Here is a 19487-nt window from a genome sequence, read left to right as displayed (position 1 = left end):
GCACAATTTTACACACTATTTTCTTCATCTTTCTTAATTTAATGTTATTTTTTGGCTGATTTTTTTGTATGGCGGACGGTGTGTTTTTTGTTAGATTTTGATCTATTTTTAGAGGAAGAAGTAGGGGCATCACACACTTCGATAGAGGTCGGTTGTGCAATATCTTTTGCTTCTGCGTACTGGGACAAATCTGTTGCTGTTTTTAAAGGTTTAAGCTCGTCAAACATGCTCATTCTTTGTAAACAGAAAATTGTTCCTGCTTTTAATCCTTGAGAAGATTGAACATTTGCTAGCTGGGTAATATAATCATCTTGTGCTTTTTGGGCACTACGTCCATAAGTTGTACGAAAATGCCGCTTTAATTGGCTTTCTTGATCATTCACAATGGAGCCAAATTGTTTAATGAAGCCATTATATTGATCTTGTGCTTTACAAGATAAAGCGGTTACCATCAGCTCGCTTTTTAAACCTTCGACGTTAAAAGCATCATGAGCAGAGGAGGTGCGGCAAGCCGCATTTGCAATACTAATTTGACCAATAACAAGGCCGCTAAGAATAACCCCAGAAAGAGCAAGACGTTTAATTGAAAAAGACATTCAATTCTCCAAATCAGGACAAAGGACAATGATTATAAGAATATATCAAATGAATATATAAAATAACCGATTCGGTAATTTTTTTCAGCTATTTTTATTTTCTTAGCAACTCAAACCTGTATCAGTTCATATGATTTGCTTTTTCGATATAGCAGGTATTCAATATAATGCAATAGTTTATTATGCTTTACATTAACTGAACATCCAGTATAAAAAAGCATTGTTTTATCTTTGATAAATGATTAAAGGTTATGTAAAATATTAAAATTATATCAATATATTCTGTTAATAATAAACATTGCTTGGGATCAGGGTAAGTCTTTGATATAGTTTTTTATAAATAAATGGTTTGATTAGTAATCATAAAACGAAAAATCGTTTTTCGTTTAATGCAATGGGGGCTAGTACGTGCGTCTTCAATTATCTTTAGTTTTGGTTGGTTTAGGGTTTGCCTTAACCGCATGTCAAAATCAGCAGCTTACCTCTTCTGATAGTGAGGCAAATAATCCGTTTAAATACACAAAACGTTCCGCTGTGTGTAAAGTAACGCCAATTGTCAAAGAAAAAGACGGTAGTTGGAAAACAACTATGGCTGTACGCAGTGATGATGGACAATGTGAATTTGTTGTCAAAGATCCAGAGGCAAGTGGTTCATTTGCTTCTTTTGGGTTGATAGCAGCACCTGAAAACGGAAAAACATTTTTGTACAATTATGACAATCGTACTTATGTCCGTTACACACCAACAATGGCATATGCTGGTGCAGATAAATTTACAGCAAGTCTAATAAACAAAGACGGTGCAAAAAGAACATCACTGCTTGTTGACGTCACTGTTGATAATACCGGGGTTCAAGTTCCAAAACCTGCTGTTACAGCACCTGTAAGTAGCGCAAAAACAACCAGTAAAAAAGCTAAATCATCAACTCGTAAAAAGACAACACGTCATTCTACGGTTAAGAAAAAATAGTCTATTACATTAAAAATAAATATGAGATCAATTGATTTCATATTTATTTTATATGGTAAAATAAATCGGATTAGGGCGAGGTCTTTTCATCCCTTTCTCTTCTGCTGATTTGATTAAATCTTGTAATGTTACTTTTGCAGCATCTTTTAATATTTTATGATCTGTTTCCTCCCAAAAGGGTTTGATAACTTGTTGGTATAAAGGGGATAAGATTTCTGTGTATTTTTCTTTTTCTTGAACAGAAATCGCTTGTATTATACTCGCAACGGTAATTAGCCGCTTTGGTTTGGCAAGATGATATCCGCCGTGGGGACCTCTGGTACTTTCCAAAATAGAGGCTTTAGAAAGTAATTGTAATAAAGGTTCAATACTGCGTTTAGGCAGCGTGGTTCTTGTTGATATATCGGCAGCACTGACTGTATTGTTTTGACTGGAATAAAAAGCAACATCTGTCACGATTAAAAGAGCAATTATCGCTCGATCTTGTCTTAAAAGCATAAATCTTTCCACAATTAATAATTGAACATTAAAAAATATTTAATATCATTAAAATTAGATATTATAGTATTTTAGTAAAAAAAATAGGGTTTTTGTACAAAAAATTATATTATATACAATAAAATATAGTAATATGTTGAATTATAACATTTATAATTAAAGGTTAAATTAAATGGTAAATATTCATGGGAATGATTTTGGCTTCTCAAAGGCAAGAGGAAGAGTATATAATTCATTATTGGAAACTATTGGTGGGACACCTTTGGTACGTCCTTCGAATTTGTTAAAAAAAGATCAAGTTGCTGCGGACATTTTACTTAAACTAGAGTGTTTTAACCCTTTGGCATCCGTCAAAGATCGGCTTGCAGCCGCAATGGTCTTACAAGCTGAAGCAGATGGAATTATCAGCCCACATAAGACAATTTTGGTTGAGCCTACATCTGGAAATACTGGCATCGGTTTGGCTTTTGTTGCTGCAGCAAGAGGGTATCGTTTAATTGTAACTATGCCTGAAAAAGCCTCTATCGAACGTCGAAAAATGATGCGCTTTTTGGATGCTCAGCTAGAGTTAACCCCCGGGCATTTAGGAATGGCAGGGGCAATTGCACGTGCGGAAGAAATTGTTGAGACAACTCCAAATGCATGGATGCCAAAGCAATTCGAAAACCCAGTTAATGCAACGATGCACGAATTCACAACTGCTGAAGAAATTTGGCAAGATACAGAGGGCAAAGTAGATATTGTCGTTGCTGGTATTGGCACAGGTGGTACGGTTACAGGGATTGCAAAAGGGCTTAAAAAGCATAATTCAGCTATTGAAATCTATGGGGTTGAGCCTGCTGAAAGTGCTGTATTAAACGGTGAAGAACCTGGTCCTCATGGTATCCAAGGCATTGGTGCTGGCTTTAAACCAAAAGTTCTGGAAATGGATTTGATTAAACAAGTTCTGATGGTTTCAGAAAATGATGCTTTGGCTGCCTCTCGTAGATTAGCTGGTCTTGATGGTATTCCAGTTGGGATATCATCAGGTGCAGCATTACATGCTAGTTTGATGTTGGCGTCTCGTTCTGAAAACAAAGGTAAAATGATTGTTGCTATAGCACCTTCATTTGCAGAACGGTATCTATCAACACCGTTATTTAATAATTTAGGCTAGTAGATTACATTAATCTGCAAAAAAAAGCGGGGAAATAACCCCGCTTTTTATTGGTCATATTAACTTAACGTATAATAATTTCGACACGTCGATTTTGTGCTTCGCGAATATTAGAACCTGTTGGAACTAATGGGTTTTCTGATCCATAACCGTGAATATCAATGTTGCTTGCTGGAACACCATTTTTAATCAACTCAGCTTTGATTGCACGCGCTCTTTTAAGAGAGAGTGCAACATTATATCGTTTGCCTTGCTCATTTGGTGCTGCCGAAGTATCTGTATATCCGTCAGCTTCAATACGTGTACTACGAACGCTATTATATGCTTGAGCCGCTTCTTTGACGATAGAGATTGCATGATTGTTCAGCGCATAACTATCCCATGCAAAGAATACCAAGTAAGTACGTGATTTTCTTGAAGATGGAACCGTTGGGGCAGCCTCAACAGGTTGAGTAGGAGGCGGGGCTGGATTAAATTCATATCTTAATCCCAGTAAAATAGAATGGTTGAAATAGGTTGTGGTATCTCTATTTCCACGTGCTTGGCTATAAGCATGGGTGGTGTTATATCCGCCTTGCGTTCCCCAAACATCAGCAGTATGACTTTGCGGTCCTAACATTGTCCAGAAACGATATTCCGTAGTGAATGACAGTCCTACAACCCAAGGTGTCGGGAAAGACAATCCCCCAATTGCTTGATAGGAAAAATTACCAAATGTTCCACCGAGATGCTCTGTAAGACGATTATCCGTAGTGCGAAGTCTTACCCCGTTCATAGATGACCATCCATATCCGATACCAGCACCGAAATAAGGGAATATATAGGGGCTACCAACGTCCATATCAAAAAGAGCATTTGCCATAAACCCGTACGTTTGTTGGCGTCCTTGCCCCCAAGCTTTATAAGAACCTAGATTCTGATATCTTAGTGGGTTATTACGATAGTTTCCTTCGATTTCAACACGAAAACCATTACCAAGACCATAACCAAGGCTTGTGACTGCGGTTGCACCGGGCGTATATTTGTCTCGTCCACCTGGCATAAATTTGTTTAATCGAACAACTTGATCCTGGTTAAAGCTGACACCGCCAGCCCCTGAAACATAAATTCCTTGCACGGGCTGTGCTTTAGCAGTAGAGGCTAAGAAAGGGATTACACAATAAGATGCTGAAAGGCTGAATAGGGATGTCATTAATAGACGAAAGCGTAAATTCATCTTAACCTTTAAACTCCTGTTAAGTGTAGCTGCTGTTGTTTAGTACAATGTCATTTTGGAATAGCGTGTTTTTTTGTAAGAAAGAAGTAAAAAAAATATTTTTTCATAAAAAGTTTCTTTTTGTCATACAAACATCACATATTCCTCATGATTTTTAAGTATAAGTAAATAAATTAAGCCATAAAACTTATTCATTAGGGATAAAATTTAGTAATTGTTTATAAAGCGTTGGTTTAAGGATTAACATATTTGCGATATCAAGGTCAGCGTCCGTTCCCAAAGCAGCAGGGCAGGCACTGCGAATAGTTTGAATGGTTTTTGCATCCAAAGGAGCACGTGCTTTGCGAGATGAAATGACACTATCTTTATAAAAAGGGAACGGTGTTTTTAAAGAATCAACTTGTTTTTTTATAAATTGCTGTCCACGGCTGGTGCATAATTGCGGCATGACCCCTAATCCTTGAAGAGGCCATCCTAGTGGTGCCAGAACACGACTCCACGTAACAAATAGCTCACCTTCATCGGGAAGTTGTGCAATGGTTTGAACCAATCCTTTGCCCAAAGTTGTGCTACCTACAACGACTGCTCTTTTATGATCTGCCAGCGCTGCTGCCAAGATTTCTGCTGCACTAGCTGTATGCCCATCTACTAATATGACAATAGGAATCCCTTGGGTAAGGTCTCCGCCTTGAACAGCCCAAATATGATTTGCGTCATCAAAGCGCCCCTGCGTGGTCGCCGCAATACCATTATCTAATAACAAGGCTGCACTGGTAATGGCTTGTTGTAATACACCGCCACGATTGCCCCGAAGATCAATAATCAAGCCTTTGATTTTCATATCTTGCATTGCTTGATCGAGATATTGGCTGATTTCTTCGGCTGTATCTGTTGAAAAAGAAGTGATCTTCAGCATAACAATATTATTACTGGTAAATGCAAAAACAGTGGCGGGAGGAACAGAAGCTCTTTTTATACGAACTATTTTGGTTTTTGAGCTACCAACCGCGCCAACTGTTAAAGAGAGAGGTGTGTTTTCTTTACCTTTTAACCATTTTTTAACCGTATCTAATGATTCTTTGGCTGTTTTTTTTTCATCAACAGCATATAAACGCTGACCAACCATTATTTTGGTCTCCCAAGAAGGACCATTGGGATTGATTGAAGATATAATAAAATAACTTCCTTGTTTTATCAAAGAAATCCCTGCACTGGCATCACCACCATCACGTATATCACGATCAGTGATCGCAGAACTGGGGGCAACATAACGGGAATATGGATCCATATGATCGAATAATTCGTCAAAGAATGCCTGTATGATTGCCTGTTTGCCAATAGATTGAATTGTTGTTGAATTTTGCCAAGCATTATACCAGATATTGATAACGCTTTGTGACCATAATTTGATGTTATCAGCTGATGGAGGGACTGCTGTGCTATAAACGAGTTTTTGGGCTTTATATAAATTTAACTGTCCTTTTTCCTCTTTGATAGAAAAAGCAGGGTCAATTGCGTTTAAACCGTTTAGTCCCCATAAGCATAATTGTTCTATAGAATGTTCATCCAGCGTTCTTGGCTGCAAAAATGTTAATGCTGTTGCGATAATATTAACTAAATTACTTTGATTGAAGTCTTTGTCGTTTGAATGTACGGCATTGGATTGAGGTTGTTGTGCAATGGCAATAGAACAACTCATCGCTATTAAAAAACTAACGACAAGTAATATTTTTAAAAGTCGTTTACAACACGGTATTATTAAAAGGATAAGTTGCACCGCAACAGTTTCAATACATGGAAATGTTGTTTGCCTTAATAGGACTAGAATCGTATTTCTCCGATTAAAGTAAGGTGAGCAATAAAAATTACAAAAGATATTAAGTACAGAACTTCACCAAAAAGAACAGAGATTATTGATATAAATGTGAATGTTGTGATAAAAATACACTGATTGTTACATAAAATATACATAACAATCATGTGGTCCTAGTCTTTCTTTGCTTTTTTACGAGGGGCTGCTTTTTTAGTAGTCGCGCTCGTTGTTTTTTTAGCTGTAGAAGTTGTTGTTGTTTTTTTCTTTTTTGTTTTTTCTTTGGTGGCTTTACCTTTTTCTTCTAAAATAGAAACTGCTGTTTCTAGGGTAAGATTGTCGCCGTTATCACCTTTTGGTAAAGGAGCAACTGTTTTTTTATGCTGTAAATAGAACCCAAAACGTCCTTTTCTTAACAAAATCGGTTCTTTATCTTTTGGATGTGGTCCTAAATTGTGAATAGAAGCCATCTTTTTCTCAACGACTTCTAACGCACGTGGAAGGTCAACAGTCAAAACATTATCTGTTTTATCCAAAGAAGCAAAAATATTACCAACCTTAATATAAGGTCCAAATGGACCCAAACCAGCTTGGATGACCTCGCCAGTTGTTGGATATTCCCCTAAAGTGCGAGGCAGAGATAACAATCCAATAGCGTCTGATAACGTAATTGTATTCCCATCCATTCCTTTGGGTATGGTTGCACGTTTAGGCTTTTTCTTTTTATTTTCAGGATCCGCTTCACCACATTGAATATAGAGTCCATAAGGACCCCGTTTTAAAACAATCGCTTCATTTGTATCAGGGTGATTGCCAAGAGTGCGAGAACCTTCTTTTAAGCTCTCATCTTCTTCTGGATTGGCACCATCAACGGCTAGTCGACGGGTATATTGGCATTTTGGATAGTTTGTACACCCTATGAAAGCACCATATCGACCAAGTTTAAGGTGTAGTTTTCCACTTTCACAAGCTGGACATTTACGTGGGTCAGTACCATCGGTTGATTCTGCAAAAAAATGATTGCCCAAATCATGATCCAACGCATCAATGACATTGGAAATTTTGAGATCTTTTGTTTGTTCGATTGCTTTAGAAAAATCATCCCAGAAATCTCTTAGAACTTTTTTCCAGTTAATTTTACTGTCGGAAATTTCATCTAATTTTTCTTCTAAATTAGCTGTGAAATCAACATCTACATAACGTTTAAAGAAAGACGTTAGAAAAGCTGTGACCAACCTTCCACGATCTTGTGGGATGAAATATCGATTTTCAAGCGTTACATACTCTCGATCACGCAACACTCCTAAAATAGAAGCATAAGTAGAGGGTCTACCAATACCCAGCTCTTCCATTTTTTTTACGAGAGACGCCTCACTGTAACGAGGAGGGGGCTGTGTAAAATGCTGTTCGGGTATGATTGTTTTGGTTGAGGTGCTCTCGCCTTCTTTCATAGAGGGCAACATTGTAGAATTTTCTTGTTTAGCTGGGTCTTTTTCTTGATCGTCAACAATATCTTTATAAAGTTTCAAGAAACCATCAAAGGCAATCATAGAGCCTGTTGCTCTGAATAAATGCTCTTTGCTTGGATTGGCAAGCGTTACTGCAACTTGATCTAATTCTGCAGATTGCATTTGGCTTGCAACGGCACGTTTCCAGATTAATTCATAGAGCTTTTTTTGATCTGGTGTTAAATAATCAGTAATTTGATCTGGAGTATAACTGATATTCGTTGGTCGTATTGCTTCATGTGCCTCTTGGGCATTTTTTGCTTTGCTTGTATAATGACGGGGCTTGGAAGGTAGATATTTATCCCCAAATTGAGTTTCAATATGTTGACGAATAGAGGCAATGGCTTCGCTTGCCATTTGCACGCCGTCTGTTCTCATATAAGTAATTAATCCAACCGTTTCCCCGCCAAGATCAACCCCCTCATAAAGCTGTTGGGCTGTGCGCATCGTATTTTGTGCGCTCATATGTAATTTACGAGAAGCTTCTTGTTGCAAAGTAGACGTCGTAAACGGAGGAGCTGGATTGCGTTTGGTTTTTTTTCGTTCAACGGCTTGAACAGCAAATTTTTCTTTTTGAAGGACTTTGACCGCTTGTTGTGCAAGTTCTTCATTACTAAGATCAAATTGTTCTAATTTTGCACTTTTGAATTGCGTTAACTTGGCTGTGAATGCAGCATTTTCAGACGTTAAAAACGTACCACTAATGGTCCAATATTCTTTGGATTTGAATATTTCAATTTCTGCTTCACGTTCGCAAATCAGGCGTAAAGCCACCGATTGCACGCGTCCGGCACTGCGAGAGCCAGGCAGTTTTCTCCATAAAATAGGCGAAAGGGTAAAGCCAACCAAATAATCCAAGGCACGACGAGCAAGATAAGCTTCAATAAGGGGTTGATCGAGTTCTCGAGGATTTTGCATCGCATGTTGAACGGCTTGTTTAGTAATTTCATTAAAAGTTACCCGTTCAACATTGATGTTTTTAAGGAGTTTTTTGTCCTCTAACATTGCCCGAACATGCCATGAAATTGCTTCACCTTCACGATCAGGGTCAGTGGCGAGATAGAGGTTTTTAGCCCCTTTCAGCGCTTGTGAAATGGCTTTGATTTGCTTTGTACCACGTTCATCCGCAGCCCAATCCATAGCGAAATCTTCGTCAGGGCGCACGCTGCCATCTTTGGGTGGTAGGTCGCGCACATGACCAAAAGAGGCAAGAACAGTATATTGATTGCCAAGGTATTTATTAATTGTTTTAGCCTTAGCAGGGGATTCTACTATAATGACGTCTGTCATTGCTTCTCCAGACGAGAATAAAATGAAAAGTAAGCAGTCGAAAATATAAAAAACAAAATCATATCGTTTTTTTTCAAAGAAGCAAATGTTATTTAATTGCCTTGTAATAATGTTTGGTAGTGTTCTTGTAAAGATATGAAAGAGATTTTTAACAAACCAGTAATAATTTTAGGAAGTTAACATATATCCATTATGTTGAAAGATAATTTTGTTATTAATCTCAAGTAAAGTAACTGTGCTAAGTATTTCAGTTGCAGAATAAGAAAGGTGACGAATGATTAAATCAATAGGGGTCGGTGTAGTGGATAATAAAGCGATGATGTCTTTTTCTATTGAATTGCCTGTCGTTTCCTGAGTAATATCGGTTGGTTGATCGTTGATGGTTTCAATAGGCGGATTAATATTAGCAAATAAATCAGGTTTAAAAGGTTTATTCTTGTTGATAAGCAATGATGAAAGTTCTGGAAGAATATCCAAAGCATTTTCTGTTAAAACCGCGCCCATTCTTAAAAGGTTATTGCTGCCTTTACAACGCGGATCTAAAGGCGAACCGGGCACAGCAAAAATAGGTTTATTATAATCCAGCGCAAGTTTGCTTGTAATCAAACTGCCAGAATTAAGGGCAGCCTCAATGACGACACATCCATGGCACAATCCTGCAATTAATCTGTTCCTACGTGGGAAATGGGTGGTTTGAGGAGGGGTTCCCAACGGAAATTCTGATACGATAACGCCTTTTTCAGCGATTTGCTTTTGTAATTTTTCGTGTTCTGTTGGGTAAACGATGTCAACTCCACATGCAATCGCTGCAATCGTAAAGCCAGTATATAAAGCCCCTTTATGTGCGGCTTGATCGATGCCTCTGGCAAGACCAGAAGTGACACCAATAGAATGTGCAGCTAGATCAGCAGCCAGACTTTCTGCAACTCTGATACCATGCATAGACGCATTTCTGGCTCCAACAATTGCAATATTTTGTTTATGAAGAAACTCGATATTTCCGAGGATGGTAAGAACTGGCGGCGCGTCATCTAATTGACTTAATAATGGGGGATAATCCTCAAATCCATGAATTAGAAACTGTCCTTGCAGTTCAAAAGTTTTCTCAATTTCCTTAACGATAACAGATAAAGGTGGTGGCGAAAAAAACGCAGATGTTTTTTTATTTCTGATTAGAGAAGGCAATATGTCCAAAGCTGCTTCGGGCGTACGATATTTTTTTAACAGCTGATGAAAGCGAATGGCTCCAATACCGTCTGTTCTTGCAAGTCTTAAATAAGAAGATAGCTTTTGAATAGACAGGTTATTGGAGGTCATTTTAGTCATTAGATGGATTAGATAAAGAAGAATGTTCTTTTTTATCCCCAATACGAGGCTCAGTGCCATTCATCAATCGTTGAATATTGGCTTGGTGTCGCCAAATCACCAACAGGCTGATGATTAACGCTGGAAATAACAAAGGTGCTTTTAAATCAAATTGAGATTCAATCATGACTAATAAAGGCCACGCAATAAAAGCCGTTAAGGCACCCATAGAAGAAATCTTTGATAATTTAGCGCCTAAAAGCCAGACAGCACAACATAAAATGCCAGAAATTGGTGTCAGGGCAAGTGCAGCGCCCAAACCTGTTGCAACACCTTTGCCCCCTTTAAAGCCCAACCATATTGGAAAACAATGTCCAAGCACGACAAAAATAGCAGCAATAGATATCGCAGGATTAAGGTTTGGTAGACCTGTGCCAAATATATACCCACAAGCTACTGCGAAAGTCCCTTTGCCCATATCACATAATAAGGTGAGTGCTGCAAGTTTCTTATTACCTGTTCTTAGAACATTGGTTGCACCAATATTGCCAGAGCCGATTTTGCGAATATCCCCCAGACCGCCTAATTGGCTGATAAGCATCCCAAAGGGAATGCTGCCAATCAGATAAGATATTAACGCAATACCAACCATCAAAGGCATTGCAGAAGGAGGAATATGCCACATCATGATGATTGCCTTGCATAGACACGACGACCAGCTTTCCAAGTGCCTAAAACAACGCCTGGTAATTCACGATTGTCAAAAGGTGTGTTTTGCGCACGACCAGGCAATTTGCCAGCTTCTACCAACCAATTTTGGTCAGGATCAAACAAACAAAGATCAGCATCAACTCCAATACTTAAGGTACCAAACTGTTGCCCTAGTAATTCTGCAGGACGATAGGTTAATAAGGATAGTGCATCCGACAAAGAGAGATCGCCTTTTTTAACCTGTAATAAAGTCACGCTTAATAATGTCACCAATCCCGTGCCACCAGCAGCAGCTTCAGCAAAAGGTAAGCGCTTGTCATCAACATCCCGAGGAAGATGATCTGATGCAATCGCATCAATCGTTCCATCAGCAAGCGCTTGACAAACGGCTTGGCGATCTTCTTCTGATCTTAATGGGGGGGATAATTTTGCATAAGTACGAAAATCACCAATAGCGTCTTCATTTAAATCAAAATATACAGGCGCAGTATCGCAACTGACGGGTAAACCTTTGGCTTTGGCTTGGCGAATTAATCCTAACCCTTCTGCGGTGGAGACGTGACCAAAATGTAAACGACATCCTGTGAGTTCGGCAAGGCGTAAATCCCTTGCAATCATGATGGCTTCAGCAGCAGCAGGGATAGAGGGTAAGCCTAGTTTGGTAGCCAATTCACCTCTCGTGGCGCTGCCCTTTCTGGCAAGAGAGGGGTCTTCTGGATGTTGTACGACAAGGCAATTATATCCTCTGGCATACGCCATGGTTAACATCATCAGGCGTGTATTCTCAAGAGCTTTGTTACCATCGGTGAATGCAATCGCGCCCGCTTCTTGTAACAAACCAATTTCAGCCATTTCCTTGCCTTCGCACCCCACACTTAGCGCACCATAAGGTAAAATATTGACAGAATGTGTTTCTTCCCCTTTGGCTTTCAGCAAGGTGACCAGCGCAGGATTGTCAATTGCTGGCTTGCTGTTGGGTAAGATCGCCATGGTGGTAATTCCCCCAGCAGCACTGGCTTCGGCAGCTGTGGCGATGGTTTCTCGATATTCGTAACCTGGTTCGCCAACAGTTACCCGCATATCTACCAAACCAGGACATAGCACAGCGCCTTGTCCATCAATAATTTCGCATGCATCGGGTAATTTTTCGCTTTCTGGCATATCAACAGCTGCGATCTTGCCTTCTTTGACAAGTAAACGCCCAATTTTATCTAGTCCAGATTTAGGATCTATTAAACGAACATTGGTAAGGAGCAATGGTTTCATGGTTGAGCCTTTATCTGAGAGAATTTTTCAAGAACTGCCATTCGAACCGCAACCCCCATTTCGACCTGTTCTTGGATCACGCTTTGGGCTGGGTCATCTGCAACATTACTGTCAATTTCGACTCCACGATTTAATGGACCTGGATGCATGACTAAAGCACCTGGCTTGGCAAGGTTTAATCGACGACGATCCAACCCAAAAAAACGGAAATATTCTCTGCTGCTTGGAACCAGACCCGCTTGCATGCGTTCTTTTTGCATCCGTAACATCATAATAACATCAACGTCTTTAATACCTTCATCCATAGAATAATAGGGAGTAGCCCCCATTTTCGTAATGGTTAATGGCAGTAATGTTGGTGGTCCGATAACGCGTACCTTACATCCCATTGTATTTAAAAGTAAGATATTAGAGCGTGCAACGCGGCTATGTAAAATATCACCACAAATGGCAACGGTTAATCCTGATAATGTACCGTAATGACGACGAATGGTCAGAGCATCTAATAATGCTTGGGTTGGATGCTCATGCATTCCGTCACCCGCATTAATGACACTGGCATCGACTTTTTGTGCCAAAAGGGCTGGTGCGCCTGAATGAGAATGTCGAATAACCAATAGATCTGCACGCATTGCGTTGAGTGTATAGGCAGTATCTAATAACGTTTCACCTTTGCTGACAGAGGATGTGGATACAGACATATTAATGACGTCTGCCCCCAATCTTTTACCAGCAAGTTCAAAAGAGGTTCTGGTTCGTGTACTATTCTCAAAAAAGAGCGTAATGAGTGTACGTTCTCTTAACAACGTTCTGGGTGTTTTACGAGAACGATTTAGCAATGCATAATTATCAGCGCGATCCAGTAAAGATTCAATATGATGAGGGGATAGACCTTCTATTCCCAAGAAATGTTGTCCAAATGGGTTATCCATTGGTTATGGCTCCTAATCTAGCCAACACTTCTTCTTTGCCCAAAGCCAATAAGGTATCGTCAATTCCAGGGGACATCGTGCTGCCTGTTACAGCTGCGCGCAAAGGTTGGGCGACTTTGCCTAACTTGAGTGCCTCTGTTTCTGCAAATTGATGAAGAAATTGGTTAATGCTCTCTTTGGTAAAAGGAGTTAAGGTGGCAAGTTGAGATGCAAGTTTGCTTAACATACCACAATTTTCTTCGTTGAGTAGTTTTTGTGCTTTTTCAGTAAAAGATAAAGGCATTTTTGCAAAAATGAACTTTGCATTTTCAGCCAATTCTACTAGGTTTTTAGCACGCTCTTTTAACCCTGGCATTAATGTTAATAAACGATTTTGATGATCTTGATCCAAAATTAATTCAGGATTTTTTGAAAGACGAGAAACAACATCTTTTACGAGTCTTTGATCGTCAGCTTGACGGAGCCAATACCCATTCACATACATTAATTTGGCGTAATCCATACGTGATGGTGAACGCCCCACACCATCGAGATCAAACAGTTTAATTTGCTCTTCACGACTCAGGATCTCTTCGTCTCCATGTCCCCAACCTAGGCGTAATAGATAATTACATAGGGCTTCTGGTAAATAGCCTTCATCACGGAATTCTACAACAGAGCTGGCACCATGACGTTTAGAGAGTTTTGCACCATCAGGTCCGTGAATCAGCGGAAGATGGGCAAAATTCGGAATATCCCAGCCCATTGCACGATAAATTATGAGTTGACGGAATGTATTGGTTAAATGGTCATCTCCGCGAATAACATGGGTAATATTCATATCATGATCGTCGCACACAACCGCATGTTGATAGGTGGGTGTACCATCGGCGCGAAGAATAATCATATCATCAAGTTCGATATTTGCGACGGTCACTTCACCCTGAACCAAATCTTGTAATACAGTTTCACCTTCGCGTGGGGCTTTGATACGCACTGTATAAGGTGCATTTTCTGGAGCTTCTGAAGAGTCACGATCTCGCCAATAACCATTATAACGAGGGGGTTTCCCTTCAACTTGTGCTTTGGCACGCATATCGGCAAGTTCTTCTTGGGTACAGAAACATTTATAGGCTTTGCCTGTTTCTAAGAGATGTAAAGCGATTTCTTGATGTCTTTGAATACGGGTCGATTGATAGATAGGGTCTTCATCTGGGGTTAATCCCATCCATGCTAAACCATCAAAAATCACATCGACCGCTTGTTGGGTCGAGCGCTCTTTGTCAGTATCTTCGATACGCAATAAAAATTCGCCATTATGATGTTTGGCATAAAGATAATTAAAAAGTGCCGCGCGAGCATTTCCGATATGGAGTAAACCTGTGGGGCTGGGGGCAAAACGTGTACGAACTGTCATAAGCGTCTTTCTTGAATGCGCGAAGTTAAAATATATTTTGTATAAACGATCATACTATAATTATTTAAATGATATATGTGAAGTCTAGTTTCACATTTGTTGGTATATTTATTCATCGTTTTAAAATCGTTCTTTTTAAATATGTTTATGATTCTTTTTTATCTTTTCAAAATAGGTTGATCTATCAAAACATACTTTCTTATTGTTGTTCTTTAAAATGTTGTTTACCAATAGTTATAGATTTTTTTTCTATATAGAGAAAATTTTGCCTTATAAATAGAATTATTTTTTCCAATATGATGCATGTTATTTGTGAAAAACCTTTGTTTTTTACGGTTGCAGAATGTGATGAAGTTCGAAAAATTGCCGAAGAAAAAGGGTTAATCATTGGCGTAACTTATGGATTTACAGGATATCCATTGGTTGAACAAATGGCAATGATGGTTAAAAAAGGGATGTTGGGCGAAATCCGTATAGTTGATCTGCAATATACGCATGGATTTAATTCTGGGGATGATACAGATGCTAGCGAAGCACTAAAAATGGAGAACGAACCCCAAGACTTTTGGTATAACGTTTGTGCTAGGGGATAGTTGGGTAAATATTTATTTATGGATTGCCCAAGCAATTAACGCCAAGGGAAAAGGGGTGAAGCATTCTTGCAAACGCGTCGCTATCCTGGAATTGATGCTGGAATAGAGGGTGTGCGTTGGCTTGAAAATTGCAGCACTAAATTGCTCAGGCAATCCTGTAGACCCAGGGGGAATGGGGAAACGTCATTTAAAAGAAATCGAAGATATTATTCAATTGGCTGATGTAAATGGGTTGTTAGAGTTAAAAGAAGTAACAGATGTTGCCAATCGTGCTTGGAAATATGTGGCGGTTGGTGCAGGTAAAGATTTGCAATGGTGGAAAGAATTTTTCTCTATTGTGCGGATGGTTGGATATAATGGTTGGATTCGCTTGGAAATGGAAGATTTTACCATGTCGACGGAGGCGGGTATTCAAACCTCTATTGACGCTTTGCAAGCAACGATTAGTCGATGATTTTATAGTCTCATCGATAGAATATTTGCTTTGAAGATTAATAATATATATTAATATAGAACCTATTTATGTATTAATTTTATTAAGGTTAACAATATTCAAGCAATATTCTATAGGATGTATCAATATTTATATATTGAAACGGAATCGCTAAGATTGTGGATTCCTATTGCTTTTGCTATTGGATGTTTGGCTTATTTTTTACTCCCTGTTGAGCCGTCTGTCATTTGGGGTATTGGATCTTTCGTTTTAGGTTTGCTAGGGGTGGCGATAATACGTCGTTACTATACGGCGTATTTAGGTCTCTATCAAATCAGTTGGACAATTACTCTTGTCGCACTTGGTTTTGGCTTGGCGTCGTTACAAACCCATCGCCAAGAGCCTTTTTATGCGGTGCCTTCGCGTGCAACGATTGTTCAAGGGAAAGTTAAATCTATTGAATATTTAAGCACTGGGAAGCAACGTATTACATTACAACAAGTGCGTTTTATCACAGCACCAGAATCAGATCAACAAGAGTGGAAAAGAGTGATCTTATTCACACTGTCTGCAAAAGATCATCAATCTTTTGGAAATGGCGATATAGTGCAAGCAAGAGTGATGTTGCATCGTCCTTCATCACCTCAATTTATAAAAAGGTATGATTTACAATTTCAATCTTGGTTTAGAAATATAGGTGCATATGGATATGCCTTAGAGCCTGTAAAGATCATTGCTGCTCGACCCAATTATTCAATACAAAAATTAAGAGAAAAAATCGCCACACATATTCGTGCTGTGAATGCTGGTTCTGCGGGGATCATTGCGCAAATATTATTAACAGGCATTGGTGGAGAGTTATCCCCCGACGTACGTCACGCATTTGCAGCTTCTGGTTTGGCGCATTTATTGGCAATCGCAGGGTTACATTTAGGGATCGTCATAGGGATTGTTACTTTTACAGTGCGCTGGTTGCTTTTGCGCAGTCAAACATTGGCATTATATTGGTCAACCAAAACCATTGCGATTGTTATTGGATGGGGTGTTGGATGCTGTTATTTGATATTAACAGGATTGCACATTCCTGCAATGCGTAGTCTATTTATGGCAAGTATTGTGATGTTGGCTTTACTTTGTAATCGTTCTGTATTTTCCAAATATAATTTGATGCTAGCTGCATTATTTCTCTTACTTTTTTCTCCTGCCTCAGTATTGGATGTGTCATTTCAGATGTCAATGGCTGCTGTTATGGCTTTGGTTTCTGGCTATCAGTTGATTTTTCGATGGTTAAAGAAATATCAACATGTTCATTCTTATACATATTGTTTTATTAAAATATATATTCTAGAAGGCGCTTGGGTCAGTATCTTAGCAGGATCAGCTGTGGTTCCTGTAATAATGTTTTATTTTCACGAATTAAATTTATATTTTGTTTGTGCGAATTTAATAGCCGTCCCTTTAATGGCGTTGTGGATTATGCCGTTGGGATTGTTAGCATTATGCACAATGGCTTTTGGGCTTGACTATATTTTTTTAAACCTGATGTTTTTTGGAATAGATTGGGTAATTTGGTTGGCAGAATGGGTTGCCCATTTACCTTATGCCAGTATTACAGTGCCACTTTTCCCTGCTTGGGGATATATACTTTATTTCTTTGGATTGTGTATTTTATGTTTATGTATCACAGCCATCCGTTGGAGTGGTATAGTGATGATGATCATGGGTATATCTTCCATTTTTTTTGTAACAGCACCTACTATCATAACGTCACCTAATGGGCGAATGATAGGGATCAATCACCATCATCAACTATTGATGGTATGCCAAGGAGGATGTGATTCTTTAACTGCTGAAGAATGGCGTAAAGTCTCAAAAGCAACAGCAGTCAAAATAGTGTCGGATAATACAAAAGAAGCAGGAATATATTGTAATCAGGAATATTGTTTTTTGGATGATGAAAAAATTTTAATTGTATTAAAGAATATTCCAAATAATCAACAAGAACATTTATGTCAGTCAAGTATTATAGAGCTATCTTTCTTATGGAACCAGTCTTTTTGTAAGAATATCCCTGTTGTGAATAAAAAAGAGAATTGGATCAATGGCTCGCATAGTATTTGGTTACATCCTTTAACAATAAATACAGATATACAGAATAGAGGGCAGCGACCTTGGGTTATGGAATCTATTCAAAGAGGAATTCCTAAGATGCCGATGGCACAACAGGAATGATTTTTTAGAGCAAATACTTTTATTAAAAGGAATGTGGGTATTTTTTTAAAAGGATTATTTCACTGTTTATTTACTTTCTATCATGCCCTAAATGAGGCGGTGGCTGAGGTCTGTTGTGATTTATTGAAGTATTTAAAAATGGTGGTGGAGGTGGTTGATTTATATGTGGTTTATGATTGATAGTGTTTCGATAAGTGGGATATTGAGGGTAATAATTATAAATAGTATAATCATTGGAATATAGAGATGTTTGGTAACTTGTATTATCATAAGATAGAAGATATTCTTGATCTCCGTAATAACCAATAATAAAAACGAGAGGTAAAAATATCAGCAATTTTTTCATTTATGTTGTTCAATATTAAAAAGTAATTGATTATTATAATTTTATGATATCGTAACAAATTTAAGAATGATTTGTGGTTATTTAGGGAAATATTGTGTTATTTACGTAGTTTTAAACAATATGAGGATTTATAAGGTAAAATATTTAAATGAATGTTGGGTTAACCTAAATTTTTATTGGGATAATGACAGACAATAGTTGCAGGGCAACGCCAACATTCGGGTTTTCTGGCTTTACAAATATACCGTCCGTGTAATATCAACCAGTGATGAGAATCTCGTAAAAGGTCTTTTGGAATTCGCCTGACCAGTGCTTTTTCAACCGCAAGCACATCCTTGCCCAAAGCGAGACCTGTGCGATTTCCCAATCTAAAAATATGTGTATCCACAGCCATGGTGCTTTGATTAAAGGCAATATTTAAGACAACATTCGCTGTTTTTCGACCTACACCGGGTAATGCTTCCAATGCTTGTCTCTCTCCAGGAACGTTCCCATCATGTTGTTCCAGAAGTTGTGTTGATAAAGCAACAACATTCCTCGATTTGGCACGCCATAAACCAATGGAATTAATATATTGTGCAACGCCTTCTTCACCCAAAGCAACTATTTCTGAGGGTGTAGAAGCCACTTTAAAGAGCTTCTCTGTTGCTTTATTGACCGATGCGTCTGTAGCTTGTGCCGACAAAACAACAGCAACAAGCAACGTGTAAGGAGAGGTATAATTGAGCTCACTTTTCGCATCAGGATTTTCTTTGGCTAAATGTTCGATAAAAGTTCGTACTTCTACCAAAGACATTGCTTTGACTTTTTGATCTGATGCGATATTCTTGGTTACCATAGTGAAGAATTAAATTAACCCATAAAGCTCATTTTTCGACCACCCATAATATGAAAATGAAAGTGAGGGACTTCTTGTCCAGAATCTCTGCCTGTATTGCTGATAATACGATACCCGTTATCTTCTAGCCCCAGCTCTTTAGCAACATGAGCAATGGCTTTACTGAAAGCTATAAGCTCTTCAGGAGCAGCACGTTCGGCAAAATCTGCAAAACATGTATATGGGTTTTTAGGAATGACCAATGCATGAACGGGTGCTTGTGGGGCAATATCGTGAAATGCAAGCACAAAATCATTTTCATAAATTGCCTTACATGGGATTTCTTTTCTTAAGATTTTTGCAAAAACATTTTGAGGATCATATTTTGAGATATTAATAGACATAGCTTTCTC

17 protein-coding genes are annotated in these 19487 nt (G+C 38.6%); 5 read left to right on the top strand and 12 right to left on the bottom strand.

Annotated features, from left to right (window positions below):
- Positions 1–44 precede the first annotated feature (44 nt).
- The gene (locus tag QJV33_RS03025; protein WP_281461933.1) at positions 45–596 is read right to left on the bottom strand and encodes a hypothetical protein; all 552 of its coding nucleotides are present in this window, start codon (positions 594–596) and stop codon (positions 45–47) included.
- A gap of 408 nt (positions 597–1004) precedes the next feature.
- Between QJV33_RS03025 and QJV33_RS03020 the strand changes: the two genes are divergently transcribed.
- On the top strand, positions 1005–1565 hold the full coding sequence (locus QJV33_RS03020) for a hypothetical protein (protein ID WP_281461932.1): 561 nt from the start codon (positions 1005–1007) through the stop codon (positions 1563–1565).
- Between the two features lie 48 nt (positions 1566–1613).
- Here the strand turns inward: QJV33_RS03020 and QJV33_RS03015 are convergent, their stop codons facing one another.
- Positions 1614–2063, bottom strand: coding sequence for an RrF2 family transcriptional regulator (locus QJV33_RS03015; protein ID WP_281461931.1), 450 nt, complete (start codon positions 2061–2063; stop codon positions 1614–1616).
- Between the two features lie 172 nt (positions 2064–2235).
- Here QJV33_RS03015 and cysK point away from each other — a divergent pair, with 172 nt between their 5' ends.
- Positions 2236–3219: a cysteine synthase A gene (gene cysK / locus QJV33_RS03010; protein WP_281461930.1), complete on the top strand. Its 984-nt coding sequence runs from the start codon at positions 2236–2238 to the stop codon at positions 3217–3219.
- Positions 3220–3283: 64 nt separating this feature from the next.
- Here the strand turns inward: cysK and QJV33_RS03005 are convergent, their stop codons facing one another.
- The 8 genes from QJV33_RS03005 to gltX all read right to left on the bottom strand — a co-directional run bounded on the left by QJV33_RS03005 (position 3284) and on the right by gltX (position 14653).
- Positions 3284–4435 (bottom strand): OmpA family protein, encoded by a 1152-nt coding sequence (locus tag QJV33_RS03005; protein ID WP_281461929.1) that lies wholly within the window; start codon positions 4433–4435, stop codon positions 3284–3286.
- Positions 4436–4622: 187 nt separating this feature from the next.
- Positions 4623–6134 (bottom strand): S41 family peptidase, encoded by a 1512-nt coding sequence (locus QJV33_RS03000; protein WP_281461928.1) that lies wholly within the window; start codon positions 6132–6134, stop codon positions 4623–4625.
- Between the two features lie 287 nt (positions 6135–6421).
- Positions 6422–9043, bottom strand: a complete 2622-nt coding sequence (gene topA / locus QJV33_RS02995) for a type I DNA topoisomerase (protein ID WP_281461927.1) — start codon at positions 9041–9043, stop codon at positions 6422–6424.
- A 168-nt stretch (positions 9044–9211) separates the two neighbouring features.
- Positions 9212–10360, bottom strand: coding sequence for a DNA-processing protein DprA (gene dprA / locus QJV33_RS02990; protein ID WP_281461926.1), 1149 nt, complete (start codon positions 10358–10360; stop codon positions 9212–9214).
- A 1-nt stretch (position 10361) separates the two neighbouring features.
- On the bottom strand, positions 10362–11036 hold the full coding sequence (plsY, locus tag QJV33_RS02985; protein ID WP_281461925.1) for a glycerol-3-phosphate 1-O-acyltransferase PlsY: 675 nt from the start codon (positions 11034–11036) through the stop codon (positions 10362–10364).
- Positions 11033–12325 (bottom strand): dihydroorotase, encoded by a 1293-nt coding sequence (locus QJV33_RS02980; protein WP_281461924.1) that lies wholly within the window; start codon positions 12323–12325, stop codon positions 11033–11035. Before QJV33_RS02980 ends, plsY begins: the two co-directional genes overlap by 4 nt.
- Positions 12322–13257: an aspartate carbamoyltransferase catalytic subunit gene (locus QJV33_RS02975; RefSeq protein WP_281461923.1), complete on the bottom strand. Its 936-nt coding sequence runs from the start codon at positions 13255–13257 to the stop codon at positions 12322–12324. The genes QJV33_RS02980 and QJV33_RS02975 overlap by 4 nt, the downstream gene beginning before the upstream one ends.
- Positions 13250–14653 carry a glutamate--tRNA ligase gene (gltX, locus tag QJV33_RS02970; RefSeq protein WP_281461922.1) on the bottom strand — a complete coding sequence of 468 codons (1404 nt, stop codon included), beginning with the start codon at positions 14651–14653 and terminating at the stop codon, positions 13250–13252. Before gltX ends, QJV33_RS02975 begins: the two co-directional genes overlap by 8 nt.
- 296 nt (positions 14654–14949) lie before the next feature.
- Here gltX and QJV33_RS02965 point away from each other — a divergent pair, with 296 nt between their 5' ends.
- The 3 genes from QJV33_RS02965 to QJV33_RS02955 all read left to right on the top strand — a co-directional run bounded on the left by QJV33_RS02965 (position 14950) and on the right by QJV33_RS02955 (position 17911).
- A complete protein-coding gene (locus QJV33_RS02965; protein WP_281461921.1) occupies positions 14950–15246 on the top strand; it encodes a Gfo/Idh/MocA family oxidoreductase in 297 nt (98 codons plus the stop codon).
- 121 nt (positions 15247–15367) lie between these two features.
- Entirely contained in the window at positions 15368–15700 is a 333-nt protein-coding gene (locus tag QJV33_RS02960) for a hypothetical protein (protein WP_281461920.1), read from the top strand.
- A gap of 156 nt (positions 15701–15856) precedes the next feature.
- Positions 15857–17911, top strand: a complete 2055-nt coding sequence (locus QJV33_RS02955; protein ID WP_281461919.1) for a ComEC/Rec2 family competence protein — start codon at positions 15857–15859, stop codon at positions 17909–17911.
- A 506-nt stretch (positions 17912–18417) separates the two neighbouring features.
- Here QJV33_RS02955 and nth read toward each other — a convergent pair.
- Both nth and QJV33_RS02945 read right to left on the bottom strand, forming a co-directional pair.
- Positions 18418–19095, bottom strand: a complete 678-nt coding sequence (gene nth / locus QJV33_RS02950; RefSeq protein ID WP_281461918.1) for an endonuclease III — start codon at positions 19093–19095, stop codon at positions 18418–18420.
- A 14-nt stretch (positions 19096–19109) separates the two neighbouring features.
- Positions 19110–19478: a histidine triad nucleotide-binding protein gene (locus tag QJV33_RS02945; RefSeq protein WP_281461917.1), complete on the bottom strand. Its 369-nt coding sequence runs from the start codon at positions 19476–19478 to the stop codon at positions 19110–19112.
- Positions 19479–19487 lie beyond the last annotated feature (9 nt).

It is taken from the genome of Commensalibacter nepenthis, assembly GCF_029953305.1.
Lineage (GTDB): Bacteria > Pseudomonadota > Alphaproteobacteria > Acetobacterales > Acetobacteraceae > Commensalibacter > Commensalibacter nepenthis.
The sequence above is the reverse complement of the archived record's forward strand: the minus strand, read 5'-3'. Positions and strand labels throughout refer to the sequence as shown.

What these genes read in the sequence shown, in the direction of transcription:
- plsY (WP_281461925.1), bottom strand. Translation starts at nt 11,036, where the DNA reads ATGATGTGGCATATTCCTCCTTCTGCAATGCCTTTGATGGTTGGTATT.
- QJV33_RS02945 (WP_281461917.1), bottom strand. Translation starts at nt 19,478, where the DNA reads ATGTCTATTAATATCTCAAAATATGATCCTCAAAATGTTTTTGCAAAA.
- QJV33_RS03015 (WP_281461931.1), bottom strand. Translation starts at nt 2,063, where the DNA reads ATGCTTTTAAGACAAGATCGAGCGATAATTGCTCTTTTAATCGTGACA.
- QJV33_RS03025 (WP_281461933.1), bottom strand. Translation starts at nt 596, where the DNA reads ATGTCTTTTTCAATTAAACGTCTTGCTCTTTCTGGGGTTATTCTTAGC.
- gltX (WP_281461922.1), bottom strand. Translation starts at nt 14,653, where the DNA reads ATGACAGTTCGTACACGTTTTGCCCCCAGCCCCACAGGTTTACTCCAT.
- topA (WP_281461927.1), bottom strand. Translation starts at nt 9,043, where the DNA reads ATGACAGACGTCATTATAGTAGAATCCCCTGCTAAGGCTAAAACAATT.
- QJV33_RS02975 (WP_281461923.1), bottom strand. Translation starts at nt 13,257, where the DNA reads ATGGATAACCCATTTGGACAACATTTCTTGGGAATAGAAGGTCTATCC.
- QJV33_RS02980 (WP_281461924.1), bottom strand. Translation starts at nt 12,325, where the DNA reads ATGAAACCATTGCTCCTTACCAATGTTCGTTTAATAGATCCTAAATCT.
- QJV33_RS02965 (WP_281461921.1), top strand. Translation starts at nt 14,950, where the DNA reads ATGATGCATGTTATTTGTGAAAAACCTTTGTTTTTTACGGTTGCAGAA.
- dprA (WP_281461926.1), bottom strand. Translation starts at nt 10,360, where the DNA reads ATGACCTCCAATAACCTGTCTATTCAAAAGCTATCTTCTTATTTAAGA.
- cysK (WP_281461930.1), top strand. Translation starts at nt 2,236, where the DNA reads ATGGTAAATATTCATGGGAATGATTTTGGCTTCTCAAAGGCAAGAGGA.
- QJV33_RS03000 (WP_281461928.1), bottom strand. Translation starts at nt 6,134, where the DNA reads ATGAGTTGTTCTATTGCCATTGCACAACAACCTCAATCCAATGCCGTA.
- nth (WP_281461918.1), bottom strand. Translation starts at nt 19,095, where the DNA reads ATGGTAACCAAGAATATCGCATCAGATCAAAAAGTCAAAGCAATGTCT.
- QJV33_RS03005 (WP_281461929.1), bottom strand. Translation starts at nt 4,435, where the DNA reads ATGAATTTACGCTTTCGTCTATTAATGACATCCCTATTCAGCCTTTCA.